This window comes from Pseudomonas sp. Tun-23181, assembly GCF_057415455.1.
Genome location: NZ_CM171630.1, coordinates 2,534,387 through 2,557,520, shown reverse-complemented (window position 1 = coordinate 2,557,520; position 23,134 = coordinate 2,534,387). Strand labels below are relative to the sequence as shown.

The 23,134-nt window shown below is 62.3% G+C and carries 24 protein-coding genes, 1 other RNA gene and 1 pseudogene; 14 read left to right on the top strand and 12 right to left on the bottom strand.

The features are described 5' to 3' along the window. Positions 1-438: 438 nt before the first annotated feature. The 5 genes and pseudogenes from ACDI39_RS12225 to ACDI39_RS12205 all read right to left on the bottom strand — a co-directional run bounded on the left by ACDI39_RS12225 (position 439) and on the right by ACDI39_RS12205 (position 2,419). Positions 439-702: a bacteriocin immunity protein gene (locus ACDI39_RS12225; RefSeq protein WP_225789420.1), complete on the bottom strand. Its 264-nt coding sequence runs from the start codon at positions 700-702 to the stop codon at positions 439-441. Beyond that, positions 699-1,064, bottom strand: coding sequence for a hypothetical protein (locus tag ACDI39_RS12220; protein WP_413247289.1), 366 nt, complete (start codon positions 1,062-1,064; stop codon positions 699-701). Before ACDI39_RS12220 ends, ACDI39_RS12225 begins: the two co-directional genes overlap by 4 nt. Before the next feature lie 41 nt (positions 1,065-1,105). Further along, positions 1,106-1,360: pseudogene (locus ACDI39_RS12215) on the bottom strand (hypothetical protein); the annotation flags it as partial. Further along, positions 1,318-1,644 (bottom strand): bacteriocin immunity protein, encoded by a 327-nt coding sequence (locus tag ACDI39_RS12210; protein WP_410896971.1) that lies wholly within the window; start codon positions 1,642-1,644, stop codon positions 1,318-1,320. The gene ACDI39_RS12210 and the pseudogene ACDI39_RS12215, both read right to left, overlap by 43 nt. Positions 1,645-1,939: 295 nt before the next feature. Further along, a complete protein-coding gene (locus tag ACDI39_RS12205) occupies positions 1,940-2,419 on the bottom strand; it encodes an Lrp/AsnC family transcriptional regulator (RefSeq protein ID WP_225789418.1) in 480 nt (159 codons plus the stop codon). Between the two features lie 127 nt (positions 2,420-2,546). Between ACDI39_RS12205 and ACDI39_RS12200 the strand changes: the two genes are divergently transcribed. Next, positions 2,547-3,743 (top strand): methionine gamma-lyase, encoded by a 1,197-nt coding sequence (locus ACDI39_RS12200; protein WP_225789417.1) that lies wholly within the window; start codon positions 2,547-2,549, stop codon positions 3,741-3,743. Positions 3,744-3,768: 25 nt separating this feature from the next. Then, positions 3,769-6,456, top strand: a complete 2,688-nt coding sequence (gene mdeB / locus ACDI39_RS12195; RefSeq protein WP_410896969.1) for an alpha-ketoglutarate dehydrogenase — start codon at positions 3,769-3,771, stop codon at positions 6,454-6,456. A gap of 189 nt (positions 6,457-6,645) precedes the next feature. Here mdeB and ACDI39_RS12190 read toward each other — a convergent pair whose 3' ends face one another. Further along, complete coding sequence (locus tag ACDI39_RS12190) at positions 6,646-7,083, bottom strand: Z-ring associated ZapG family protein (RefSeq protein ID WP_225789416.1); 438 nt, start codon at positions 7,081-7,083, stop codon at positions 6,646-6,648. A gap of 139 nt (positions 7,084-7,222) precedes the next feature. Here ACDI39_RS12190 and ACDI39_RS12185 point away from each other — a divergent pair, with 139 nt between their 5' ends. The 3 genes from ACDI39_RS12185 (at position 7,223) to zapE (ending at position 10,412) form a co-directional block, all read left to right on the top strand. Beyond that, the gene (locus ACDI39_RS12185; RefSeq protein ID WP_225789415.1) at positions 7,223-7,858 is read left to right on the top strand and encodes an alpha/beta hydrolase; all 636 of its coding nucleotides are present in this window, start codon (positions 7,223-7,225) and stop codon (positions 7,856-7,858) included. 25 nt (positions 7,859-7,883) lie between these two features. Further along, positions 7,884-9,233, top strand: coding sequence for a tryptophan--tRNA ligase (locus tag ACDI39_RS12180; RefSeq protein WP_225789414.1), 1,350 nt, complete (start codon positions 7,884-7,886; stop codon positions 9,231-9,233). 84 nt (positions 9,234-9,317) lie between these two features. Beyond that, positions 9,318-10,412, top strand: a complete 1,095-nt coding sequence (gene zapE / locus ACDI39_RS12175; protein ID WP_225789413.1) for a cell division protein ZapE — start codon at positions 9,318-9,320, stop codon at positions 10,410-10,412. A 99-nt stretch (positions 10,413-10,511) separates the two neighbouring features. On the opposite strand, the gene ACDI39_RS12170 is transcribed toward zapE, so the two are convergent. Both ACDI39_RS12170 and ACDI39_RS12165 read right to left on the bottom strand, forming a co-directional pair. Beyond that, positions 10,512-11,408 carry a GlxA family transcriptional regulator gene (locus ACDI39_RS12170; protein ID WP_225789505.1) on the bottom strand — a complete coding sequence of 299 codons (897 nt, stop codon included), beginning with the start codon at positions 11,406-11,408 and terminating at the stop codon, positions 10,512-10,514. A 335-nt stretch (positions 11,409-11,743) separates the two neighbouring features. Beyond that, entirely contained in the window at positions 11,744-12,784 is a 1,041-nt protein-coding gene (locus tag ACDI39_RS12165; RefSeq protein ID WP_486538757.1) for an NADP(H)-dependent aldo-keto reductase, read from the bottom strand. Positions 12,785-13,043: 259 nt separating this feature from the next. Between ACDI39_RS12165 and rplM the strand changes: the two genes are divergently transcribed. From rplM to ACDI39_RS12130, 7 genes are all read left to right on the top strand, one after another. Then, entirely contained in the window at positions 13,044-13,472 is a 429-nt protein-coding gene (gene rplM / locus ACDI39_RS12160; RefSeq protein WP_225789411.1) for a 50S ribosomal protein L13, read from the top strand. A 14-nt stretch (positions 13,473-13,486) separates the two neighbouring features. Beyond that, positions 13,487-13,879, top strand: a complete 393-nt coding sequence (gene rpsI / locus ACDI39_RS12155) for a 30S ribosomal protein S9 (RefSeq protein WP_225789410.1) — start codon at positions 13,487-13,489, stop codon at positions 13,877-13,879. 264 nt (positions 13,880-14,143) lie between these two features. Then, positions 14,144-14,737, top strand: a complete 594-nt coding sequence (petA, locus tag ACDI39_RS12150; RefSeq protein WP_225789409.1) for a ubiquinol-cytochrome c reductase iron-sulfur subunit — start codon at positions 14,144-14,146, stop codon at positions 14,735-14,737. Continuing rightward, the gene (locus ACDI39_RS12145; protein WP_225789504.1) at positions 14,737-15,948 is read left to right on the top strand and encodes a cytochrome b; all 1,212 of its coding nucleotides are present in this window, start codon (positions 14,737-14,739) and stop codon (positions 15,946-15,948) included. The genes petA and ACDI39_RS12145 overlap by 1 nt, the downstream gene beginning before the upstream one ends. Further along, positions 15,948-16,727, top strand: coding sequence for a cytochrome c1 (locus tag ACDI39_RS12140; protein WP_225789408.1), 780 nt, complete (start codon positions 15,948-15,950; stop codon positions 16,725-16,727). The genes ACDI39_RS12145 and ACDI39_RS12140 overlap by 1 nt, the downstream gene beginning before the upstream one ends. A gap of 123 nt (positions 16,728-16,850) precedes the next feature. After that, positions 16,851-17,474 (top strand): glutathione S-transferase N-terminal domain-containing protein, encoded by a 624-nt coding sequence (locus ACDI39_RS12135; protein WP_225789407.1) that lies wholly within the window; start codon positions 16,851-16,853, stop codon positions 17,472-17,474. 10 nt (positions 17,475-17,484) lie between these two features. Continuing rightward, the gene (locus ACDI39_RS12130; RefSeq protein WP_225789406.1) at positions 17,485-17,913 is read left to right on the top strand and encodes a ClpXP protease specificity-enhancing factor; all 429 of its coding nucleotides are present in this window, start codon (positions 17,485-17,487) and stop codon (positions 17,911-17,913) included. A gap of 96 nt (positions 17,914-18,009) precedes the next feature. Here the strand turns inward: ACDI39_RS12130 and ACDI39_RS12125 are convergent, their stop codons facing one another. The 4 genes from ACDI39_RS12125 to ACDI39_RS12110 all read right to left on the bottom strand — a co-directional run bounded on the left by ACDI39_RS12125 (position 18,010) and on the right by ACDI39_RS12110 (position 21,455). Next, positions 18,010-18,588, bottom strand: a complete 579-nt coding sequence (locus ACDI39_RS12125) for a BON domain-containing protein (RefSeq protein ID WP_225789405.1) — start codon at positions 18,586-18,588, stop codon at positions 18,010-18,012. Continuing rightward, positions 18,585-19,178: a phosphoheptose isomerase gene (locus tag ACDI39_RS12120; protein ID WP_225789404.1), complete on the bottom strand. Its 594-nt coding sequence runs from the start codon at positions 19,176-19,178 to the stop codon at positions 18,585-18,587. The genes ACDI39_RS12125 and ACDI39_RS12120 overlap by 4 nt, the downstream gene beginning before the upstream one ends. An 88-nt stretch (positions 19,179-19,266) precedes the next feature. After that, entirely contained in the window at positions 19,267-19,638 is a 372-nt protein-coding gene (locus ACDI39_RS12115; protein ID WP_225789403.1) for a YraN family protein, read from the bottom strand. Continuing rightward, positions 19,638-21,455, bottom strand: coding sequence for a penicillin-binding protein activator (locus ACDI39_RS12110; protein ID WP_225789402.1), 1,818 nt, complete (start codon positions 21,453-21,455; stop codon positions 19,638-19,640). The genes ACDI39_RS12115 and ACDI39_RS12110 overlap by 1 nt, the downstream gene beginning before the upstream one ends. A gap of 325 nt (positions 21,456-21,780) precedes the next feature. On the opposite strand from ACDI39_RS12110, the gene rsmI reads away from it, so the two are divergent. After that, on the top strand, positions 21,781-22,575 hold the full coding sequence (gene rsmI / locus ACDI39_RS12105) for a 16S rRNA (cytidine(1402)-2'-O)-methyltransferase (protein ID WP_253167782.1): 795 nt from the start codon (positions 21,781-21,783) through the stop codon (positions 22,573-22,575). A gap of 67 nt (positions 22,576-22,642) precedes the next feature. After that, positions 22,643-23,002, top strand: an RNA gene (gene rnpB / locus ACDI39_RS12100) — RNase P RNA component class A. Positions 23,003-23,134 lie beyond the last annotated feature (132 nt).

Genomic DNA, 23,134 nt, shown 5'->3' with positions numbered 1-23,134 from the left:
CCTCATCGTCCATTGGCTGACGGAAGTCTGCACCAATCTCGATGCTCAACTGTCGTTTGGGGCGCGAAGCAGTCCTGGGATCCGAAGTGAGCAGCGTCATTTACTAACGCGGACTTTATATCGTTCTGGAACGCCGCCATCCGATCGTCATCAGGAAAATTGATAATAAATACAGAAGTATCGATACATACCCTAGGATTTCACCATGGTTGTAGGCAAACGAAACCAGCACACCCAGCAGCCCAGTGAACGATAACGGCACGACCTCAAGAAAGCTGCCTATCCACTGCAAGGGCCTACTCTTAGACTCGATCAACACCGGGGAGTACTTCCTGCTTGCCTATGGTTTGGGAGGGAGATTTCAGTATTTCTGTAGGAAAATTCGTAACGATTGGGAAAAAGCGACCTCCACTAGGCAAGGTCGCTGTTCAATGGTTGTTATGAAGGCTTGAAGCCATCTTTCCCATTTCTTAGTCGCCACTCCTTTACAATTTTTAGAATTTCTTCTGGTTTGTCATTTTTTTTAGAATCTACCCTGTAAAGTAGATCGTAGCCAGATGGGTGTTCAGTGATCTTCGCAAAATGTATTAGTAAAGGAGATAGTATGTGATCTGGTTCGTTTTCGTTGGCTTTGTATATTTCGTGTACTAGGTTTAGAAACTCTTTTTCTGTGTAGTCGCTGAGTTTTTCTTTGTGGGTCATTGCTTTTCTCCGTAGTGAATTGTGTTGTGATCGAGTGGTGTTACGATTTTAAGGTTGTCCATGTCATAGACTCCCCCATTTTCGCTTATTGGCGTGCTGTGATGAAGTATGAAGGTCGCCGGATTAATATAGTGATCACCATAGGGCACCTTCGGTACATATCCATGCTTTTTCATTCGGAGCAAGCTTTCATCGTCAAACTGCTTAGAAAGCTCAGGGTCATTTGCAACGGCTTTCCAGAACCTCCTTCGGAAAGCACCGCCGTTGGTAGGTGAGTTCTTAGGGTCCGGATAAAGTTGGTTACGGTGCTCTGAAGCCTTCCTTGCCGTTTGCTTGCCGCCACTCCTTGAGCAAGTAAGGATTTTTCTGGGGAGCTTTGATCTTTGCTTTCCGGGTAGAAAAATAGATTGCTGCCTGCCGGATGCTCAGTGACGCGCTCGAAATACTGGATCGAAGGTACTAACACTTCATCCGATTTATCTTCGCAGGCCCAACACCGGAGAGTACTTCCTGCTTGCCTGGCTTGGTGGGGAAATTTCAGCGTTTCTGTAGGAAAATTCTTGTCGATTGAACGATATGCGACCCCGCCGAAGCGAGGTCGTTGTTCGACGGTTGTTACGAAGGCTTGAAGCCATCCTTGCCATTTGCTCGTCGCCATTCCTTGACAATTATGAGAATCTGCTCTGGCTCGCCAGCCTCATTTGATTCTGGCCAGTAAAGCAGGTCGGTGCCGGCAGGGTGCTCTGTGATTTTTCTAAAGTGCTGTAGTAATGGTACTAGTGCCTCCTCGGGTTCATTCTCGTTGGCCCTGTCAATTTCACTCAGAAAATCAAGAAATTCTTGCTCCGTGTAGTCACTAAGCTTTTCCTTGAAAATCATTGCTTTTCTCCGTAATGAATTCGGTTGTAGGCCAGCGGGGTCACCGACTTTGATGTTATCCATGTCGTATACTCCGCCACCTTCGCTGATTGGAATGGTATGGTGAAGCACGAAGCTTGCAGAGCCGAGATGAATATCTCCATCATGTACTATTGGCGCGCCCTCTCCGCGAGTGGTTTCTCCAAGCCAAATCCCTGTTACCTTCTCGCCGACTCCTACAGCGCTCCCAGGCTCGAACCGTGGGCTTCTGAATACCACCAGAATCGGTGGTAACCCTCTGAGAGGCGAGAGTGGGCAGACTATTGGTAATGATTGAGTCGCGCTTGCTTCCCCGGCTTGACGCTCTCGTCAGGCACCCTCAAATATGCTTCTCCGATACCGGAATCACCCGCCGTTCCTTCACCGCCTTGTACGAAAAGCTCGAATAGATCTCCTTCACCCCCGGCAATGACTGCAGCACTTCCCGCGCGAACGCCCCGAACGACTCCAGGTCCCGCGCCAGGATCTCCAGCAGAAAGTCATACCGCCCGGAGATGTTGTGGCAGGCGACGATCTCGGGAATCTCCATCAGCCGCTGTTCGAAGGCGCGGGCCACGTCCTTGGTGTGGGTTTCCATCATGATGCTGACGAAGGCGGTGACGCCGAAGCCCAGGGACTTGGGCGAGAGAATGGCCTGGTAGCCGGTGATGTAGCCGTTGTCTTCCAGCAGCTTGACTCGCCGCCAGCAGGGCGAGGTGGTCAGGGCGACCTGGTCGGCCAGTTCGGAAACGGTGAGGCGGGCGTTGTCCTGCAGGGCGGCGAGCAGGGCGCGATCGGTGCGGTCGAGGCTCGAAGGCATGGTTTGCCCTCCTGGTTCTGTATTTGTTGTTTTCATTCCAAAAGATGCGCCATCGCGTGGGCAACTTTGGAAAAAACCGGGTAGGTCGGTGGCATAAGCTTATAACAAACCACCAGAGACTGTTGCCATGCGCGACTCCAACAACAACAGCGGTTTTTCCACACGGGCCATCCACCACGGCTATGACCCGCTCTCCCATGGTGGTGCGCTGGTACCGCCGGTGTACCAGACCGCTACCTATGCCTTCCCCACCGTCGAGTACGGTGCCGCCTGTTTCGCCGGCGAAGAGGGTGGGCACTTCTACAGCCGCATCTCCAACCCGACCCTGGCCCTGCTGGAACAGCGCATGGCCTCGCTGGAAGGAGGGGAAGCCGGGTTGGCCCTGGCGTCGGGAATGGGTGCCATCACCTCGACCCTGTGGACCCTGCTGCGCCCAGGTGATGAGTTGATCGTCGGGCGTACCTTGTACGGCTGCACCTTCGCCTACCTGCACCACGGCATCGGCGAGTTCGGTGTCAAGATCAAGCACGTCGACCTCAACGACCTGAAGGCACTGAAGGCGGCCATCACGCCAAGGACGCGGATGATCTACTTCGAAACCCCAGCCAACCCCAACATGCAACTGGTGGATATCGCCGCCGTGGCCGACGCCGTCCGTGGCCAGGATATCCAGGTGGTGGTCGACAACACCTACTGCACCCCGTACCTGCAGCGCCCACTGGAACTGGGGGCCGACCTGGTGGTGCATTCGGCGACCAAGTACCTGGGCGGCCACGGGGACATCACTGCCGGCCTGGTGGTGGGGCGCAAGGCGCTACTGGATCGCATCCGCCTGGAAGGGCTCAAGGACATGACCGGTGCGGTTCTTTCGCCCCACGATGCCGCGTTGCTGATGCGTGGCATCAAGACCCTGGCCCTGCGCATGGACCGCCACTGCGGCAATGCCCAGCAGGCGGCCGAGTTCCTGGCGCGCCAACCCCAGGTGGAACTGATCCATTACCCGGGCCTGCCGGCCTTCGCCCAGTACGCACTGGCCCGGCGGCAGATGCGCCTACCGGGCGGGATGATCGCCTTCGAGCTCAAGGGCGGGATCGAGGCCGGGCGGCGCTTCATGAACGCCCTGCAACTGTTCAGCCGGGCGGTGAGCCTGGGCGATGCCGAGTCGCTGGCGCAGCACCCGGCGAGCATGACCCATTCCAGCTATACCCCTGAGGAGCGGGCTCATCACGGGATTTCCGAAGGTTTGGTGCGCTTGTCGGTGGGTCTGGAAGACATCGAGGACCTGCTTGCCGATATTGCCCAGGCACTGAAGGCCTGTGCCTGATGAACCTGCAGCGGAATTGGACGCGATGATGAACGCCAACGAGCCGTTGACGCCTCAGGGCGAAGACCTGGACAGTGACCCGGCGGAAACCGCCGAGTGGTGCGAGGCGCTCGAATCGACCCTGGCCCACTGTGGCCCGGCGCGGGCGCGCTATTTGCTGCAGCGGCTGCAGGCCCATGCCTTGGAACTGGGCCTGGCGCGCGAAGCCCAGCCGTTTTCCGCCTACCGCAACACCTTGCCGGTGGAGCAGCAGGGCACCTATCCCGGCGATCTGGAGCTCGATGAGCACATCACCAGCATCCTGCGCTGGAATGCGTTGGCCATGGTGGTCCGGGCCAATCACGCCTATGGCGAGCTGGGTGGGCATATCGCCAGTTATGCTTCGGCGGCGGAGATCTTCGAGGTGGGCTTCCAGCACTTCTTCCGTGGCGAAGGTGACGGCGCACGACGCACCGGTGACCTGGTGTTCTTCCAGCCCCATTCGGCACCGGGCATTTATGCCCGGGCGTTTCTCGAAGGGCGTTTGAGCGAAGAGCAACTGGGTAATTATCGCCAGGAGGTCGCAGGCGACGGCCTGTGCTCCTATCCACACCCCTGGCTGATGCCCGGGTTCTGGCAGTTCCCCACCGGCTCCATGGGCATCGGGCCGCTCAATGCCATCTACCAGGCGCGCTTCATGCGTTACCTGCAGCATCGTGGCCTGCTCGACACATCCGCACGGCATGTCTGGGGCGTGTTCGGCGACGGTGAGATGGACGAGCCGGAGTCGATCGCCGGTCTGACCCTGGCCGCGCGGGAAGGCCTGGACAACCTGACGTTCATCGTCAACTGCAACCTGCAGCGCCTGGACGGCCCGGTGCGCGGCAATGGCCAGATCATCCAGGAGCTGGAAGCCTTGTTCAGCGGGGCCGGCTGGAACGTGATCAAGGTGCTCTGGGGCTCGGAATGGGATGCGCTGTTCGCTCGCGACCACGAACACGCGCTGCTGCGCCAGTTGGCCGCGACCCCGGATGGGCAGTTCCAGACCCTCGGCGCCAAGGACGGCACCTACAACCTGGAGCACTTCTTCAACCAGCATCCGGCCTTGCAGCGCCTGGTGGCGCACATGAACTGCGACGAGATCAATGCCCTCAAGCGCGGCGGTCACGATTTTCGCAAGCTGCATGCGGCCTATGCAGCAGCCAAGGCTTGCAAGGGACGGCCGACGGTGATCCTGGCCAAGACCAAGAAGGGCTATGGCATGAGCAGTGCCGGCGAGTCGCGAATGACCGCGCACCAGGCCAAGAAGCTCGACGTCCAGGCGTTGTTGGCGTTTCGCGACCGCTTCCACTTGCCTCTCTCCGACGAGGCGGTGGAGCAGTTGCGCTTCTACCGCCCGGCCGAGGACAGCCCAGAGATGGTCTACCTGCGCCAGCGTCGCGCGGCGCTCGGCGGGCCGTTGCCGGTGCGGCGCACGGACTGCCGGCCGCTGCCGCTGCCAAGCCTGGAGGATTGCGCAGGCTTCGCCCTGCAGGCCGACAACAAGGAGATGTCCACCACCATGGCGGCCGTGCGCCTGCTCGGCCATTGGCTCAAGGCACCGCAACTGGGGCCTCGGGTGGTGCCGATCGTCGCCGACGAGGCGCGCACCTTCGGCATGGCCAGCCTGTTTCGCCAGATCGGCATCTACTCGGCCTGCGGCCAGCGCTACGAGCCCGAGGACGCCGGTTCGCTGCTGACCTACAAGGAGGCCCGCGACGGCCAGTTGCTGGAGGAGGGTATCACCGAGGCCGGGGCGATCTCGTCATGGATCGCGGCGGCGACGGCCTATGCGGTGCACGGCGAGCCGATGCTGCCGGTGTACATCTACTACTCGATGTTCGGCTTCCAGCGGGTCGGCGACCTGATCTGGGCCGCCGCCGACCAGCGCGCCCGTGGCCTGTTGCTGGGGGCGACCGCCGGGCGCACCACCCTGGGAGGCGAAGGCCTGCAGCACCAGGATGGCTCCAGCCTGGTGATGGCGGCCCTGGTGCCCAACTGCCGGGCCTGGGACCCGTGTTTCGCCGGCGAGTTGGCGGTGATCCTCGACCATGCGGCACGGCGCATGCTGGTGGAGCAGAGAGACGAGTTCCACTATGTGGCGGTGATGAACGAAAACTATCCACAACCGTCGTTGCCGGAGGCGGTACGGGACGATGTGCTGCGCGGCATGTACCGCTTCGCCCGGCAGCAGGCCTTGCAACCACGGGGCCGGGTGCGTTTGCTGGGGTCGGGAGCGATCCTGCGCGAGGTGATCGCTGCCAGCGAGTTGCTGGCCCTCGAATGGCAGGTCGACAGCGAGGTGTTCAGCGTCACCAGTTTCAGCGAGTTGGCGCGCCAGGCGCGAGATGTGCAGCGGGCGGCGATGCAAGGCAAGGGGGATGAAGAAGACTGCCATGTGCGCCGCTGCCTGCAGGGGGATGCGCCAGTGATTGCCGCCAGCGACTATGCGCGGGCCTGGCCGCAGTTGATCGCCGAGTATGTGCAGGCGCCCTACATGACGCTGGGGACCGATGGCTTCGGGCGTAGCGATACGCGTCAGCAGTTGCGGCGGTTCTTCGAGGTGGATCGCTACAGCGTGGTGTTGGCGGCGCTCTACAGCCTGGTGCGGCAGGGGCGGTTGGGCGAGGAGGTGCTGGAGCAGGCGCGGGGGCGGTATCAGGTGGAGCAGGTCGATGCACCTTGGTATCGGTGATCGAGCCCTGATTCGTGCGCACCACAAGCTCCTGTGGCAGCCGGCTTGCCGGCGATGGGGCGCGAAGCGGCGCAAATGGCGGCTGTAAAACCTTGGTCGACTGACATGAGGGCTTGCCCGCGAGTGGGCCAGGGCAGGCGAGCAACCCTAAAAAAGGCCTCTTACGAGGCCTTCTGCATTCCAGTCATTTCAACGCTTGAGCCCGTAGCTCTCATCGAGCATGCCCGGTGAGTTCGGCGACTTGGGCGCATAGTCGCGCGGCACTTCGGCGGTGTCCTTCGGTGGCGTCAGGCGATCGCGAGGCCCCTGGGCCGCTTCGGAGTGCAGGGCCGCCAGCAGGCGCTGGCGGGTCAGCTCGTCGAGGGCCAGGCGGTTGGCGCCATCGGCCAGGTGGTCCTGGACGTCCTGGTAGCTCTGGGTCAGTTTCTTGACCAGCGCGGCAGTGCTGTTGAAGTGGGTCACCACTTCGTTCTGGTAGTTGTCGAAACGCTGCTGGATGTCGTCCAGCTGGCGTTGGGTGCTGCTCGGCGCGGCGTTGGGCAACAGGCGGGCCACCACGAAGCCGACCACCACGCCGACGACCAGGGCCAGGGTCGGCAACAACCAAACAAGGAGCGAGAGTTCCACGAGTCCTTCCTCTATAAACGGCTTTGCTTTACGTTAACGGCTCAGACCTGCGCTGTATACCGCGAGCGATCGCAAATATTTCAGAACAGAATTCCTCAGCTAGACGAGTCGACCCACCCCCGGGTCACGGAGTAGTGCCTTGCTTATCCGCGAAACCCCCTTGTTCATCGATGGCCCCAGCGGCCAGCTGGAAGCCTTGTACCTGGACGTGGCCGATGCCCGTGGTGCCGTGCTGATCTGCCACCCCAACCCGGTCCAGGGCGGCACCATGCTCAACAAGGTGGTCTCGACCCTGCAACGCACCGCCCGCGATGCCGGCTACGTCACCCTGCGCTTCAACTACCGCGGCGTCGGCCAGAGCGCCGGCAGCCACGACATGGGCGCCGGCGAGGTGGCCGATGCCCAGGCTGCCGCGGCCTGGCTGCGGGCCAAGCACCCCGAACTGCCCCTGGTGCTGATGGGCTTCTCCTTCGGTGGTTTCGTCGCGGCCAGCCTGGCCGGGCGCCTGGAGGCCGACGCGGTGCAACTGCAGCACCTGTTCATGATCGCCCCGGCGGTGATGCGCCTGAACGAGCAGTTCCCGCTGCCGCAGCGTTGCCCGCTGACGGTGGTGCAGCCGGACGCCGACGAAGTCGTCGATCCGCCGTTGGTCTACGAATGGTCCGACACCCTGTCGCGCCCCCATGAGCTGCTGAAAGTGGCAGAATGCGGACACTTCTTCCATGGCAAGCTGACCGATCTGAAGGATCTGGTGCTGCCGCGTCTTTCGAACTGAGCCTAGCCTGATCAAGCGATAACCCATGACTACGCGTATCCTCACCGGTATCACCACCACCGGCACCCCGCACCTGGGCAACTACGCCGGCGCCATCCGCCCGGCGATCCTCGCCAGCCAGCAGCCCGGCGCCGACTCGTTCTACTTCCTGGCCGACTACCATGCCCTGATCAAGTGCGACGACCCGCTGCGCATCCAGCGTTCGCGCCTGGAAATCGCCGCCACCTGGTTGGCCGGCGGCCTGGACCCGGACAAGGTGACCTTCTACCGCCAGTCCGACATCCCCGAGATCCCCGAGCTGACCTGGCTGCTGACCTGCGTCAGCGCCAAGGGCCTGCTCAACCGCGCCCATGCCTACAAGGCCTCGGTGGACAAGAACCTGGAAAACGGCGAAGACCCGGACGCCGGCGTGACCATGGGACTGTACAGCTACCCGGTGCTGATGGCCGCCGACATCCTGATGTTCAACGCCCACAAGGTGCCGGTCGGCCGCGACCAGATCCAGCACGTGGAGATGGCCCGCGATATCGGCCAGCGTTTCAATCACCTGTTCGGCCAGGGCAAGGACTTCTTCGTCCTGCCCGAGGCGGTGATCGAGGAAAGCGTGGCGACCCTGCCGGGCCTGGACGGTCGCAAGATGTCCAAGAGCTACGACAACACCATCCCGTTGTTCACCAGCGCCAAGGACATGAAGGATGCCATCTCGCGCATCGTCACCGACTCGCGCGCACCCGGCGAGCCGAAAGACCCGGACAATTCGCACCTGTTCACCCTGTTCCAGGCCTTCTCCACGCCGGCGCAGGCCGCCGGGTTCCGTGAAGAGCTGCTCCAGGGCCTGGGCTGGGGCGAGGCCAAGCAGCGCCTGTTCCAACTGCTCGACGACCAACTGGGCGAGGCCCGCGAGCGCTATCACCAGTTGATCGCCCGGCCCTCCGACCTGGAAGACATCCTCCTGGCCGGCGCCGCCAAGGCGCGCAAGACCGCCACGCCGTTCCTCGAGCAACTGCGCGAGGCCGTGGGCCTGCGTTCGTTCCGCGCCATCGTGCAGGCCGGCAGCGAAGTGAAGAAGAAGGCCGCCAAGAGCGCCCGCTTCGTCAGCTTCCGCGACGACGACGGCAGCTTCCGTTTCCGCCTGCTGGCCGCCGATGGCGAGCAGTTGCTGCTGTCGCGCCGCTTCGCCGACGGCAAGAGCGCAGGCGTGGTGAGCAAGCAATTGCAACAGGGGGGCGAGGCCGACGTGCGTGTCGAAGGCCTGGGCTTCTCCCTGTGGCTCGATGGCGAACAGGTTGCCGACGGGCCGCAGTTCGCCGACGCCGAGGCGCGCGATGCGGCCATCCAGAGCCTGCGCGCCGCGCTGCAACCCCAGCAGGACTGAGGCATTTCGCCGCAAGTCTGATTGCCATTATGCGGGCCGGTCGCTACAGTGACGGCCCGCTTTTTGTTACCTCGCTAACGAATTATGACGCCCCTAGAACGATATCAAGCAGATCTCAAACGTCCCGACTTCTTCCATGACGCGGCACAGGAAACGGCGGTGCGTCACCTGCAGCGCCTGTACGACGATCTGCTGGCGGCGCAGAACAACAGGCCGGGCGTGTTCGGCAAGCTGTTCGGCAAGAAGGAACAGGCGCCGGTCAAGGGCCTGTATTTCTGGGGCGGGGTCGGCCGGGGCAAGACCTACCTGGTGGACACCTTCTTCGAGGCGCTGCCGTTCAAGCAGAAGATGCGCACCCACTTCCACCGCTTCATGAAGCGTGTGCACGAGGAAATGAAATCGCTCAAGGGCGAGAAGAACCCGCTGACCATCATCGCCAAGCGTTTCTCCGAGGAAGCCAAGGTGATCTGCTTCGATGAGTTCTTCGTCTCCGACATCACCGACGCGATGATCCTCGGCACCCTGATGGAAGAGCTGTTCAAGAACGGCGTGACCCTGGTGGCCACTTCCAACATCGTCCCCGACGGCCTGTACAAGGATGGCCTGCAGCGTGCGCGCTTCCTGCCGGCCATCGCCCTGATCAAGCAGAACACCGAAGTGGTCAACGTCGACAGCGGGGTCGACTACCGCCTGCGTCACCTGGAGCAGGCCGAGCTGTACCACTATCCGCTCGACGACGCGGCGCACGAAAGCCTGCGCCAGAGTTTCAAGGCATTGACGCCGGAGTGCACCCAGGCCGTCGAGAATGACGTGCTGGTGATCGAGAACCGCGAGATCCAGGCCGTGCGCACCTGCGACGACGTCGCCTGGTTCGACTTCCGTGCCCTGTGCGACGGCCCGCGCAGCCAGAACGACTACATCGAGCTGGGCAAGATCTTCCACGCCGTGCTGCTGAGCAATGTCGAGCAGATGGGTGTGACCACCGACGACATCGCCCGCCGTTTCATCAACATGGTGGATGAGTTCTACGACCGCAACGTCAAGCTGATCATCTCGGCCGAAGTGGAGCTCAAGGACCTGTACACCGGCGGGCGCCTGAGCTTCGAGTTCCAGCGCACCCTGAGCCGCCTGCTGGAGATGCAGTCCCACGAGTTCCTGTCACGGGCGCACAAGCCCTGACGGGCAACTTCGAGCTTCAAGCTTCAAGAAAAAGCCAGAGCAGCCGTGCGCTGTTCTGGCTTTTGCTTTTTCTTGCGGCTTGTAGCTTGCAGTTGTGTATCAGGCCTCCTGCATGAACTGCTGCCGATACTGGTTCGGCGACAGCTCGGTGTGCTGGCGGAACAGGCGGGCAAAGAAGCTGGCGTCGTCGTAGCCCACTTCGTAGCTGATGGTCTTGATGCTCTTGCGCGTGCTCGAGAGCAGGCCCTTGGCCGTCTCGATGCGCAGGCGCTGCAAGTAGTGCAAGGGCTTGTCGCCGGTGGCGCTCTGGAAGCGACGCATGAAGTTGCGGATGCTCATGCCGTGGTTGCGGGCCACGTCCTCGAAGCGGAACTTGTCGGCGAAGTGCTCCTCCAGCCAGTGCTGGATCTGCAGGATGATCAGGTCCTGGTGCAGCTTCTGCCCGCCGAAGCCCATGCGCCCTGGGGTGTAGCTGCGCTGCACTTCGTAGAGGATGTCGCGGGCCACGGCGCGGGCGACGTTGGCCCCGCAGAAACGCTCGATCAGGTAGATGTACAGGTCGCAGGCCGAGGTGGTGCCGCCGGCGCAATAGAGGTTGTCGGCGTCGGTCAGGTGCTTGTCCTGGTTCAGGCGTACCTTGGGGAAGCGCTCGGCGAAACTGTCGAAGAAGCGCCAGTAGGTGGTCGCTTCCTTGCCGTCGAGCAGGCCGGCCTCGGCCAGCCAGAACACCCCACTGGCCTCGCCGCAGAGCACGGCGCCACGGGCATGCTGTTCGCGCAGCCAGGGCAGGACCTGGGGGTAGCGTTGCTGGAGGTTGTCGAAGTCGTCCCAGAAGGCCGGGAGGATGATCACGTCGGCATCGTCCAGGCCGCCGTCGACCGGCACCTGCACATTGCTGAAGCTGTCCACTGGCTGGCCGTCGGGGCTGACCAGGTGGATATCGAACATCGGTTGCAGGCCCAGCCCCAGTTGCTTGCTGTAGCGCAGGCTGGCCAGGTGGAAGAAGTCCTTGGCCTGCATGAGGGTCGAGGCGAACACCTTGTCGATGGCCAGGATGCTGACGCGACGCAGGGACGCGGAGGGTTGGGTAAACATCATTGTCATTGTTCTTATAGGGTAGAGTGGTCAATCACCGGCTGGATCGTCTTATGTTTTTCGGCTAGCTGCAAGCTGTCAGCGGCAAGCGGCAGGAAAAAAGCAGGCCGGCGTAGCCCGTCAGTCAAGCGACATGGGGCGCGAAGCGGCCCCAAATGGCGGTGGGAAGTCTTCACTGACTGGCATTGGGGCGGCACGGTCTGCTTTTTCTTGCCGCTGATAACTTGTCGCTGGGCTCAGGGCGCAGGGTTGGGCTGCTCCTGGTGGATCGCCTCGATCGCCGCCAGCAACTCGTCACTGAGGTTCAAGGCCAGGCTATCCAGGTTGCTTTGCAGTTGCTCCACGCAGGTCGCGCCAATGATGTTGCTGGTCACGAACGGCTGGCGGGTGACGAAGGCCAGGGCCATCTGCGCCGGGTCCAGGCCATGCTCGCGGGCCAGCTGGACATAGCGGCTGCAGGCCGCCACGGTCTGCGGGTTGGAATAGCGGGCGAAGCGGCTGAACAGGGTCAGGCGTGCTTTCTCCGGTCGGGCGCCATTCTCGTACTTGCCCGACAGCATGCCGAAGGCCAGCGGCGAGTAGGCCAGCAGGCCGCACTGCTCGCGGATCGCCACCTCCGCCAGGCCCACCTCGAAGCTGCGGTTGAGCAGGTTGTAGGGGTTCTGGATCGACACCGCGCGCGGCCAGCCCCGGCTTTCTGCCAGGTGCAGGAACTTCATGGTGCCCCACGGGGTTTCGTTGGACAGGCCGATGTGCCGGATCTTGCCCGCACGCACCTGTTCGTCGAGCACCTCGAGGGTCTCTTCCAGTGGGGTGAAATGGTCCTGGGGCAGGTGCTGGTAGCCCAGCTTGCCGAAGAAGTTGGTGCTGCGCTCGGGCCAGTGCAACTGGTACAGGTCGATGCGGTCGGTCTGCAGGCGCTTGAGACTTTCGTCCAGCGCGGCGACGATGTGCTGGCGGTTGTGCTTGAGCTGGCCGTCGCGGATGTGGCTGATGCCGTTGCCCGGGCCGGCGACCTTGCTGGCCAGGATCCAGTCGTCGCGGTCGCCGTGGCGGGCGAACCAGTTGCCGATGATGCGCTCGGTGGCGGCGTAGGTCTCGGGGCGTGGCGGTACCGGGTACATCTCGGCGGTGTCGATGAAGTTGACCCCGTTGGTCTTGGCCAGGGCGATCTGGGCGAAGGCCTCGTCCTGGTCGTTCTGCTCGCCCCAGGTCATGGTGCCCAGGCACAGGGCGCTGACGTTCAGGTCGGTTCGGCCGAGCTGGCGGTATTCCATGGGTGACGGTCTCCCTGGTCAAATAAGGCCATCAAAGCAGGTTGAAATTTTTTCCGCAATCTGGATAATCCTGCCCCTCTGCGCGCGGTGGAAGTGATGCACCACCGGGCAGCGAGGAACCCTAGCCGGATATTGGATGCGCCGACCCGAGCCCCCAATAGCGTCCGTATGCGGCTGCGCGCTTGACTTGTCAAGTGGTGCACTATCCAGTAAGATTCGCCGTCTTATTTTCGCTGGGCGGCCTCTGAGGCTTTAAAGAATGAAAACTTTTACTGCTAAACCGGAAACAGTAAAGCGCGACTGGTACGTAGTTGACGCCGCTGGTCAGACCCTGGGTCGTCTGGCTACCGAAATCGCTCGTCGCCTGCGTGGCAAGCACAAGCCAGAATACACCCCTCACGTTGACACCGGCGACTACATCGTCGTCATCAACGCCGAGCAGGTACGTGTCACTGGTGCCAAGACTTCGGACAAGATGTACTACTCCCACTCCGGTTTCCCGGGCGGTATCAAGGAAATCAACTTCGAGAAGTTGATCGCCAAGGCCCCTGAGCGTGTCATCGAGACCGCGGTCAAAGGCATGCTGCCTAAGAACCCGCTGGGTCGCGACATGTACCGTAAGCTGAAAGTCTATGCGGGTGCAGCTCACCCTCACACTGCTCAGCAGCCTCAAGAACTGAAGATTTAACGGAATAGTTCATTATGTCGGCGACTCAAAATTACGGCACTGGCCGTCGCAAGACCGCAACCGCTCGCGTTTTCCTGCGTCCGGGCACTGGCAACATCTCCATCAACAACCGTCCTCTGGACACCTTCTTCGGCCGCGAAACCGCTCGTATGGTTGTTCGCCAGCCGCTGGAGCTGACCGAGACCGTTGAAAAGTTCGACATCTACGTCACCGTCGTCGGTGGTGGTGTCAGCGGCCAGGCCGGTGCGATCCGTCACGGTATCACCCGCGCCCTGATGGACTACGACGAGTCCCTGCGTGGCGCCCTGCGCCGTGCTGGCTACGTCACCCGCGACGCTCGTGAAGTCGAGCGTAAGAAAGTGGGTCTGCGTAAAGCGCGTAAGCGTCCTCAGTACTCCAAGCGTTAATTTCGCTTCGGCAGTCGAAGAAGCCCGGTTCCTTTTGGAGCCGGGCTTTTTTTATGGCTTGGACTAACCTGTCAGCATGTCAGTGACAACTTGCCGCATAGACGCAGATCAAGCAAAGCGAGGGTTGCAGCCCGCCTGGGGGGTAATCACCTTGTCAGTGTGTGGATTTGTTCCTTACCATTGCGGCCAATTTTTAGTGCCACAGACATTACCTAAGTAGAGGCCTGATCCAACAGGCCAAGCAAGCTGATGGGAGAGGACTGAATGAGCAATGACGGCGTCAACGCAGGCCGGCGCCGCTTCCTCGTAGCCGCGACATCCGTGGTCGGGGCGGCGGGGGCAGTGGGGGCTGCGGTACCGTTCGTGGGGTCATGGTTTCCCAGTGCCAAGGCGAAAGCCGCAGGTGCACCGGTGAAGGTCAATATCGCCAAGGTCGAGCCGGGCCAGCAGATGGTCGCTGAGTGGCGTGGCCAGCCGGTGTTCATCGTGCGGCGAACGCAAGAGATCCTCGGAAACCTCAAGAAAATCGCCGGAGAGCTCTCCGATCCCGAGTCCAAGGCCTCGGATCAGCCGACCTATGTCGACCCGGAAAACCGCTCGATCAAGCCCGAGATCCTTGTCCTCGTCGGCCTGTGCACCCACCTGGGCTGCTCGCCGACCTTCCGCCCTGAAGTCGCGCCGGCCGACCTCGGGCCGAAATGGGTCGGCGGCTACTTCTGCCCTTGCCACGGTTCGCACTACGACCTGGCCGGCCGTGTCTACAAGGCCCAGCCGGCACCCCTCAACCTGCCAGTGCCTCCGCACTCTTACGAGTCGGACGACATCATCGTCATCGGCGTCGATCAGGAGAACGCATGATGAGCAAGTTCATGGACTGGATTGATGCTCGCTTCCCCGCCACCAAGATGTGGGAAGACCACCTGAGCAAGTATTACGCGCCCAAGAACTTCAACTTCCTGTACTTCTTCGGCTCCCTGGCCCTGCTGGTGCTGGTCAACCAGATCGTCACCGGCGTCTGGTTGACCATGAGCTTCACGCCCTCGGCGGAAGAGGCCTTCGCCTCGGTCGAGTACATCATGCGTGACGTGGAGTACGGCTGGATCCTGCGCTACCTGCACTCCACCGGCGCTTCGGCGTTCTTCATCGTGGTCTACCTGCACATGTTCCGCGGCCTGCTCTACGGCTCGTACCAGAAGCCGCGCGAGCTGGTCTGGCTGTTCGGCATGCTGATCTACCTGGCGTTGATGGCCGAGGCGTTCATGGGTTACCTGCTGCCCTGGGGCCAGATGTCCTACTGGGGCGCCCAGGTGATCATCTCGCTGTTCGGCGCCATCCCGCTGATCGGCGACGACCTGACCCAGTGGATCCGGGGTGACTACCTGATCTCCGGCATCACCCTGAACCGCTTCTTCGCCCTCCATGTGATCGCCTTGCCGATCGTCATCCTCGGGCTGGTGGTGCTGCACATCCTGGCGTTGCACGAAGTGGGTTCGAACAACCCCGACGGCATCGACATCAAGAAGAACAAGGACGAGAACGGCGTGCCCCTCGACGGCATTCCCTTCCATCCGTACTACACCGTCAAGGATATCGTCGGCGTCGTGGTGTTCCTCTTCGTCTTCTGTGCCGTGGTGTTCTTCTTCCCGGAGATGGGCGGCTACTTCCTGGAGAAACCGAACTTCGAACAGGCGAATGCGTTCAAGACCCCCGAGCACATCGCGCCGGTCTGGTACTTCACGCCGTTCTACGCGATCTTGCGAGCGGTCCCCGACAAGCTGTTCGGCGTCATCGCCATGGGCGCCGCGATCGCCGTGCTGTTCGTGCTGCCCTGGCTTGACCGCAGCCCTGTGCGCTCCATGCGCTACAAGGGCTGGCTGAGCAAGCTGTTCCTGCTGGTGTTCTGCGTGGCCTTCGTGATTCTGGGTGTGCTGGGTGTGCTGGCGCCTACGCCGGGCCGGACCTTGCTGTCGCAGGTCTGCACCGTGCTGTATTTCGCCTACTTCCTCCTGATGCCGTTCTACACCAGGCTCGAGAAGACCAAACCGGTTCCGGAAAGGGTGACTGGCTGATGAAAAAGCTTATTGCAGTATTGTTCCTGGCAGTGATGCCTGCCTTGTCCTTCGCCGCGGAGCAGAGCCTGGAGCTGGACAAGGTCGATATCGACCTGACCGACAAGGCCGCCATGCAAGACGGTGCGCGTACCTTCGCCAACTATTGCATGGGTTGCCACAGCGCCAAGTTCCAGCGTTACGAGCGGGTCGCCGATGACCTGGGCATTCCCCACGAGCTGATGCTCGAGAAGCTGGTGTTCACCGGCGCCAAGATCGGCGATCACATGCAGATCGGCATGCAGCCCGACGATGCCAAGGTCTGGTTCGGTGCGGCGCCGCCCGACCTGACCCTGGTCGCCCGGGTGCGCGGCAACGACTGGCTGTACACCTACCTGCGCAGCTTCTACGAGGACAAGTCGCGTCCTTATGGGGTGAACAACAAGGTGTTCCCGAACGTCGGCATGCCCAACGTGCTGGTTGGCCTGCAGGGTAACCAGGTGATCGGCTGCAAGCAGGTGCAGACCGTGGTCGATGGCAAGAAGCAGTTCGACCCGCTGACGGGCAGCCCGCTGACCCATGAAGCCTGCGACCAGCTGACCATCGAGCCGAATTCCGGTACCCTGACGCCTGAGCAGTTCGACGAGAAGGTCAAGAACCTGGTGACCTTCCTGGCCTATTCGGCCAACCCGGTCAAACTGGAGAGCCAGCGCATCGGTACCTATGTGTTGCTGTACCTGGCTTTCTTCTTCGTATTCGCCTATTTGCTCAAGCGCGAATACTGGAAGGACGTGCATTGATCACGCAGTAGTTTTTGCTGGTAGTTGAACGCGCCCTGGGGCGCTCCCCGCGACAGCGGAGGGCTCCTCAGGGCGCGTTTGCATTTGCAGTTTCACAAGCATTCCCATGCGAGGAGGAGCTACATGGGCGCGACCAACAGGTTAGCCTGCTATTCCGACCCCGCTGACCATTATTCTCATCGGGTACGCCTTGTTCTCGCGGAGAAAGGCGTCAGTGTGCAGATCATCGACGTCGATCCCGGCCGCCTGCCGCCCGGGCTGGTCGAGGTGAACCCCTATGGCAGCGTGCCGACCCTGGTCGATCGAGACCTGGCGCTGTACGAGTCGACCGTGGTGATGGAGTACCTCGAGGAACGTTATCCGCATCCGCCGTTGATGCCGGTCTACCCGGTGGCTCGGGGCAACAGCCGTTTGCTGATGCATCGCATCCAACGCGACTGGTGTTCGCTGGCGGATACCGTGCTGGATCCGCGCAGCAGCGAGGCTGCGCGCGCCGAGGCGCGCAAGGCGCTACGTGAAAGCCTGACAGGTGTCTCCCCGCTGTTCGGCGAGTTTTCTTGTTTCATGAGTGAGGAGCAAAGTCTGGTCGACTGTTGTCTACTGCCCATACTATGGCGGTTGCCGGTACTGGGTATCGACTTGCCGCGGCAGGCCAAGCCGCTGCTGGACTACATGGAGCGACAGTTCGCCCGCGAGCCTTTCCAGGCGAGCCTGTCCGCTGCTGAACGTGAAATGCGCAAGGTTTAAGGAGCCGTTGATGAACTCCAGTCGCCCCTATCTGGTTCGTGCGCTGTACGAGTGGATCGTCGACAACGATTGCACCCCCCACATGCTGGTCAATGCCGAGTACCCGGCAGTCCAGGTGCCTCAGGGATTCGCCAGCGACGGCCAGATCGTCCTGAACATTTCCCCCAACGCCGTGCGCAACCTGCACATGGACAATGACGCGGTGAGCTTCGAGGGCCGCTTCAGTGGCGTGGCCCATTCCTTGTTCGTGCCAGTGGGCGCGATCCTGGGTATCTATGCCCGGGAGAATGGCCAGGGCATGGTGTTCGAGCTCGAGCCGCCGCTGATGGACAGCGACGAGCTGGAAGACGATGTCGAACCGGATGACGACGGCCCGCCCGAGGGCGGTGGTCAGCCGCCACGCCCGAGTGGCAGGCCAAGCCTGAAGGTGGTCAAGTAACCTGGAAGGCGACCCTGGACCAAGACCGGCCAGTCAAGCAGGTCTTGTAATCCAGGGAGGGGGCTGCGAAGCAGCCCCGATGTAGCTTCGCTGTCGTCAGTCGATGTACTCGAACAGCTTGACGATCTTCTGCACGCCAGACACGCCCTGTACCACGTTGGTGGCGGCGGTGGCCTCCTTCTGGGTCACCAGGCCCAGCATGTAGACGATGCCGTTCTCGGTGATCACCTTGATGCGCGAGCCTGGAACGTTGGCGTCAGCCAGCATCTGGGTCTTGATCTTGGTGGTCAGCCAGGCGTCGTTGTTGCGGGCCAGGATCGAGGAAGGCTGCATGACCTGCAGTTCGTTGTGCACTTTCTTGACCCGCTGCACCTGGCTGGCGGTTTGCTCGGCCAGGCTCTTGAGGTCGGCGCGAGGGGTCTGGCCGGCGAGCAGGACAACGCCGTTGTAGCTGCTGACGACGATGTGCGAACCCTTGTCCAGGTCGGGGTTGGCCTTGGCGACGTTGACCGAGACCTTGGTCTCGATCAGCGAGTCGTCGATCTTGCTGCCGATGGTGCGGGTGCCGCGATCATCTTCGATCGGCGAGTTACGTGCAGAGGTCAGTACCGAGCTGCAGCCGGAAACACTCAGGCACAGGGTCAGGGCCATCAGGCCGAGGCGCTTGGGGATCATTCTTCACTCCCGAACAGTTGGCTGTCGATCAGGTCGCACAGGCAATGGATCGCCAGCAGGTGGACTTCCTGGATTCGCGCGGTGACGTTCGCTGGCACGCGGATCTCCACGTCTTCGGGCAGCAGCAGCGAAGCCATCCCGCCGCCGTCTCGCCCGGTCAATGCCACGACGGTCATCTCGCGGTCGTGCGCGGCCTGGATCGCTTGTATCACGTTGGCCGAGTTGCCGCTGGTGGAGATCGCCAGCAGCACGTCGCCCGGTTGGCCCAGGGCGCGAATCTGCTTGGAGAAGACTTCGTTGTAGCTGTAGTCGTTGGCGATCGAGGTGAGGGTCGAGCTGTCGGTGGTCAGGGCAATGGCCGGTAGGCTCGGGCGTTCGCGCTCGAAACGGTTGAGCAGCTCCGAGGAAAAATGCTGGGCATCGCCAGCCGAGCCACCGTTGCCGCAGGCGAGCATCTTGCCCTCGTTGAGCAGGGCATTGACCATGACCAGGCTGGCCTGCTCGATGTGCGGTGCCAGGATGTCCATTGCCTGTTGCTTGGTGTCGATGCTGGCCTGGAACAGCCGGCGAATTCGGGATTGCATGTCCATCTGGTGTGACCTTAAGAGGGGCGGTGGCCGGCGCGACGCGCGACGGTGACCTGCCCGCGAAACATAGAGCAAAAAAATCGGAATGGGTTCAGCATTCGAAGGCGTTTTTCAGCCATTGCAGCGGTTGGCCTGCATGGTGCCTGCCCTGCAGGGCGATGACGTCGAAGCGGCAGGGATGCTTGGCCCAGCGGGACTCCTTCTGCAGGAACAGGTTGGCGGCAAGCGCCAGTCGTTTCTGCTTGCGCCCGTCGATGCTGCCCAGGGCGCCGCCGAAGGCCGCGTGCAACCGGTAGCGGACTTCGACGAATACTACTGTATCGGCGTCGAGCATGACCAGATCGAGCTCGCCTCCCTTGCATCGCCAGTTGCGTGCCAGCAGTTGCAGACCACGCCCCCGAAGGAAGTCGAGGGCGTGGTTTTCTGCGGCTGCGCCGGCGCTCGAAGGCGATGCGTCGGGCATCAGCGCGGTGTATCCGGGAGGCGCTTGACCTGGCCGCCAGCGAACTCCGCCCAGGGCAGCTGGCGTTCGATGCGCTGGCTGGCGTTCATGCTCAGGCTGCCGGAAAGGCCTTCGATGCGGTTGTCCGGTAGGGCCTTGAGCTGGCCCAGGCGCGGCGCCAGGCTGTAGGCATCGACGCCCATGGCATACAGGCGGCCGAGGCTACCGGCGGCCTGGGGCCATTGCTGGACCACCTGCTGGCGCAGGCTGTTGGTGTTGTCGAGCAGCCATGGCGTCTCGCAGAAGCGGATGCCGTTCATGTCGTTGTACTGGTTGACGTCGCCGCTGGCGCTGTACAGGTTCGAGGTGGCATAGACCGGCACGTCGCCGGCGTATTGGAAGTTCAGGGTCGGCTTGATCTGCTGTGCCTGCTGCGGCGTGGAGGCGAGGAAGATGAAGTCGATGTCCTGGCGGCGCGACGGTTGTGCGGCGATGGTGCCGCCCACGGTGCTCTGCAGGCTCTTGGCGCGGCCTTCGCTCTGGCGCAGTTGGAACAGGTCGGCGATCTGCTGGGCCAGGGCGACCGGCTGGGCAATGCGTTCGGCGGCCAGCAGGGTGCCGCCATGGCTTTCCCAGTCCTGGCGGAAGGCGGCGAGCACGCGCTCACCCCATTCGCCGCTGGGGACCAGGGCCACGGCTCGGACCATGCCGTCGGCGCGGGCGCGGCGCGAGACCTCGCGGGCCTCGTCCTCGGCGGCGAGGCCGAACTGGAACAGCTGTGCTGGCGCCTGCTGGCCTGCATCGGCGTAGTTCAGTGCCAGGGTGGTGATCGGCAACTGCGGGTAGGCGGCGAGTTTCTTCACCAGCGGTTTTTCCAGTGGCCCCACCACCAGTTGTACGCCGGCCGCCTGGGCCTGGTTGTAGAAATCATCGAGCGAGGTCATGCGCGAGCTATCGAAGACCTGCACGGCCGGGGCCGGTTGGCCGGACTGCTGGGCCTGGAAGTGGGCGGCCATGAAGCCGTCGCGCAGGGCACGGGCCACACCGGCCAGCGGGCCTTCCTGGGGCAGCAGCAGGGCGATCTTGGTCAGCGGCTGGCTGGCCAGCTCCTTGAGCTTGACCAGGGCCAGCGGCAGTTGCTGGGCGGCCGGATGGTTCGGGTGCTGCGCGCTCCAGGTGTCGATGGCAGCCTGCTGCTGCTCGAGGGTGCCGGCGCTTTTCACCGCCAGGGCCAGGCTGGTCCAGCCGGCCAGGGTCTCGTCGCTGGCCGGCTGCTGCAGTTGCTCGGCCGGCAGCGACGCGACCAGGGCCCAGATGGCGTCATGGTTGGCTTCGGCTGCCTGGCCTTCGAGCAGTGGGGCGAGCAGGACACGCTGCTGTGCGGCGGCCAGGGCCTGGCCGTCGGCTTCCAGGGCGGCGGCGTGGACGCTGTAGGTGCGTGCCTGTTGCGCTTGCGGCAGTTCGCCCAGGCGCTGCAGGCTCGGGTGGGAGAGGGCGTCCAGTGCTGCCTTGGGCTGGTTGCGGCTCATGGCCAGCTCGGCGGCCAGGGTGCTGGCGAACACCTGCTGGGCAGGCTTGAGCCCATCCAGGGGAACCTGTTCGAGGATGCGTGCGGCGCGCGGGTAGTCCTTCTGCCGGTAGGCCATGTCGGCGGCGCTCAGGCGCAGTAGGGCGGCATCTTCCGCGGACTTGCTGGTGGCGGCCTTGTCGAGCAACTGCTCGATGCTGGCATCCGGGGTGCGTGGCAGTTCGCCCAGGCTGGATGAGGGCGAGCTGGCGCAGGCTGCCAGCAGGGCAGCGAGGCAGAGGGCTGTGAGCAGCCGCAGGCAAGCGATCATGTAAAGGTCCTGTTACTCGATCAAGTTGGCCGGCAATTGTACCCAAGCGTCGGCCAGGGCGCGATCTTGCTGACGTCGATCCTTCACTATAGGTCGCCTGGCAGGGGATGGCCGCGAAGTTCCTTGCGCCATGTTGCGCAAGGTCCGCGTGGTCGGGGCATGGGGACGGGCGCTGAATTGGCCGTACAGCGCCCTGGCACTCGGGCTACAATGGCGCCTTTGATCCGAAAGGCAGGTGTGCGCAGTGAGTGATGGTGCAGGGACTTCGAAATCCACGGTGGGTACGCTCTATGTCGTCGCGACGCCGATCGGCAACCTCGACGACATGAGCGCCAGGGCGCTGAAGGTGCTGGCGGACGTGGCCCTGATCGCCGCCGAGGATACCCGTCACTCGGTACGCCTGCTGCAGCACTTCGGCATCGACACGCCGCTGGCGGCCTGTCATGAGCACAACGAGCGCGACGAAGGCGGGCGTTTCATCACCCGTCTTCTGGCCGGGGACGATGTGGCGCTGGTGTCCGACGCCGGCACGCCGTTGATCTCTGATCCGGGCTACCACCTGGTGCGCCAGGCGCGTGCGGCGGGGGTGAGGGTGGTCCCGGTGCCCGGCGCCTGCGCGCTGATCACAGCATTGTCGGCGGCGGGCCTGCCGTCGGACCGCTTCATCTTCGAAGGTTTTCTCCCGGCCAAGGCCGCCGGGCGTCGTGCGCGTCTGGAGCAGGTAAAGGAAGAACCGCGTACGCTGATCTTCTATGAGGCGCCGCATCGTATCCTCGAGTGCCTGGAGGACATGGAGGCGGTCTTCGGCGCGGAGCGTCCGGCGGTGCTGGGGCGTGAACTGACCAAGACCTTCGAGACCCTCAAGGGCCTGCCATTGGGCGAACTGCGTGCCTTCGTCGCGGGCGACGGCAATCAGCAGCGGGGCGAGTGCGTGGTGCTGGTGGGGGGGTGGAGTGCGCCCGAGGACGACCAGGCGATCAGCGCCCAGGCACAGCGCGTGCTGGATCTTTTGCTGGCGGAATTGCCGCTGAAGCGGGCGGCTGCCCTGGCGGCGGAAATCACGGGTGTGCGCAAGAACCTGCTGTATCAAATGGCCCTGGATAAACAGAAAGTCAAATAGTGGCTTTTTGGTATTGTTTACCGTATCACTTGTTCTTGGGCGCGCGTGCCGTTAACCTTGTCGGCGGAGAGTCGATTGGACAGTCGCTGCCTTCTTTTGTTCCGCAAAAGAAGGGGGAGGAAAGTCCGGGCTCCATAGGGCAGAGTGCCAGGTAATGCCTGGGAGGCGCGAGCCTACGGAAAGTGCCACAGAAAACAACCGCCTAAGCACTTCGGTGCCGGTAAGGGTGAAAAGGTGCGGTAAGAGCGCACCGCACGGCTGGCAACAGTTCGTGGCTAGGTAAACCCCACTCGGAGCAAGACCAAATAGGGTTCCATACGGCGTGGCCCGCGTCGGAACCGGGTAGGTTGCTAAAGGCGTCCAGTGATGGCCGTCGTAGAGGAATGACTGTCCTCGACAGAACCCGGCTTATAGATCGACTCTCCACCTCCTTCTCCTGCTTGAATCGATAGCAGATGTGTCCTGGTAATACCAAAAAAATCTTACTCTTAATAAATCACTTTAACTTGGTGGGCTATCCAACTGAGTGCGCTTGATTTTTCCCTCCAGAATTTTCTCC

Excerpts from the sequence above, each read along its gene's own strand:
- ACDI39_RS12225 (WP_225789420.1), bottom strand. The coding sequence starts at position 702 with ATGACCCACAAAGAAAAACTCAGCGACTACACAGAAAAAGAGTTTCTA.
- ACDI39_RS12210 (WP_410896971.1), bottom strand. The coding sequence starts at position 1,644 with ATGGATAACATCAAAGTCGGTGACCCCGCTGGCCTACAACCGAATTCA.
- ACDI39_RS12205 (WP_225789418.1), bottom strand. The coding sequence starts at position 2,419 with ATGCCTTCGAGCCTCGACCGCACCGATCGCGCCCTGCTCGCCGCCCTG.
- ACDI39_RS12200 (WP_225789417.1), top strand. The coding sequence starts at position 2,547 with ATGCGCGACTCCAACAACAACAGCGGTTTTTCCACACGGGCCATCCAC.
- mdeB (WP_410896969.1), top strand. The coding sequence starts at position 3,769 with ATGATGAACGCCAACGAGCCGTTGACGCCTCAGGGCGAAGACCTGGAC.
- ACDI39_RS12180 (WP_225789414.1), top strand. The coding sequence starts at position 7,884 with ATGACTACGCGTATCCTCACCGGTATCACCACCACCGGCACCCCGCAC.
- zapE (WP_225789413.1), top strand. The coding sequence starts at position 9,318 with ATGACGCCCCTAGAACGATATCAAGCAGATCTCAAACGTCCCGACTTC.
- ACDI39_RS12165 (WP_486538757.1), bottom strand. The coding sequence starts at position 12,784 with ATGGAATACCGCCAGCTCGGCCGAACCGACCTGAACGTCAGCGCCCTG.
- rplM (WP_225789411.1), top strand. The coding sequence starts at position 13,044 with ATGAAAACTTTTACTGCTAAACCGGAAACAGTAAAGCGCGACTGGTAC.
- rpsI (WP_225789410.1), top strand. The coding sequence starts at position 13,487 with ATGTCGGCGACTCAAAATTACGGCACTGGCCGTCGCAAGACCGCAACC.
- petA (WP_225789409.1), top strand. The coding sequence starts at position 14,144 with ATGAGCAATGACGGCGTCAACGCAGGCCGGCGCCGCTTCCTCGTAGCC.
- ACDI39_RS12145 (WP_225789504.1), top strand. The coding sequence starts at position 14,737 with ATGAGCAAGTTCATGGACTGGATTGATGCTCGCTTCCCCGCCACCAAG.
- ACDI39_RS12140 (WP_225789408.1), top strand. The coding sequence starts at position 15,948 with ATGAAAAAGCTTATTGCAGTATTGTTCCTGGCAGTGATGCCTGCCTTG.
- ACDI39_RS12135 (WP_225789407.1), top strand. The coding sequence starts at position 16,851 with ATGGGCGCGACCAACAGGTTAGCCTGCTATTCCGACCCCGCTGACCAT.
- ACDI39_RS12130 (WP_225789406.1), top strand. The coding sequence starts at position 17,485 with ATGAACTCCAGTCGCCCCTATCTGGTTCGTGCGCTGTACGAGTGGATC.
- ACDI39_RS12125 (WP_225789405.1), bottom strand. The coding sequence starts at position 18,588 with ATGATCCCCAAGCGCCTCGGCCTGATGGCCCTGACCCTGTGCCTGAGT.
- ACDI39_RS12120 (WP_225789404.1), bottom strand. The coding sequence starts at position 19,178 with ATGGACATGCAATCCCGAATTCGCCGGCTGTTCCAGGCCAGCATCGAC.
- ACDI39_RS12115 (WP_225789403.1), bottom strand. The coding sequence starts at position 19,638 with ATGCCCGACGCATCGCCTTCGAGCGCCGGCGCAGCCGCAGAAAACCAC.
- ACDI39_RS12110 (WP_225789402.1), bottom strand. The coding sequence starts at position 21,455 with ATGATCGCTTGCCTGCGGCTGCTCACAGCCCTCTGCCTCGCTGCCCTG.
- rsmI (WP_253167782.1), top strand. The coding sequence starts at position 21,781 with ATGAGCGCCAGGGCGCTGAAGGTGCTGGCGGACGTGGCCCTGATCGCC.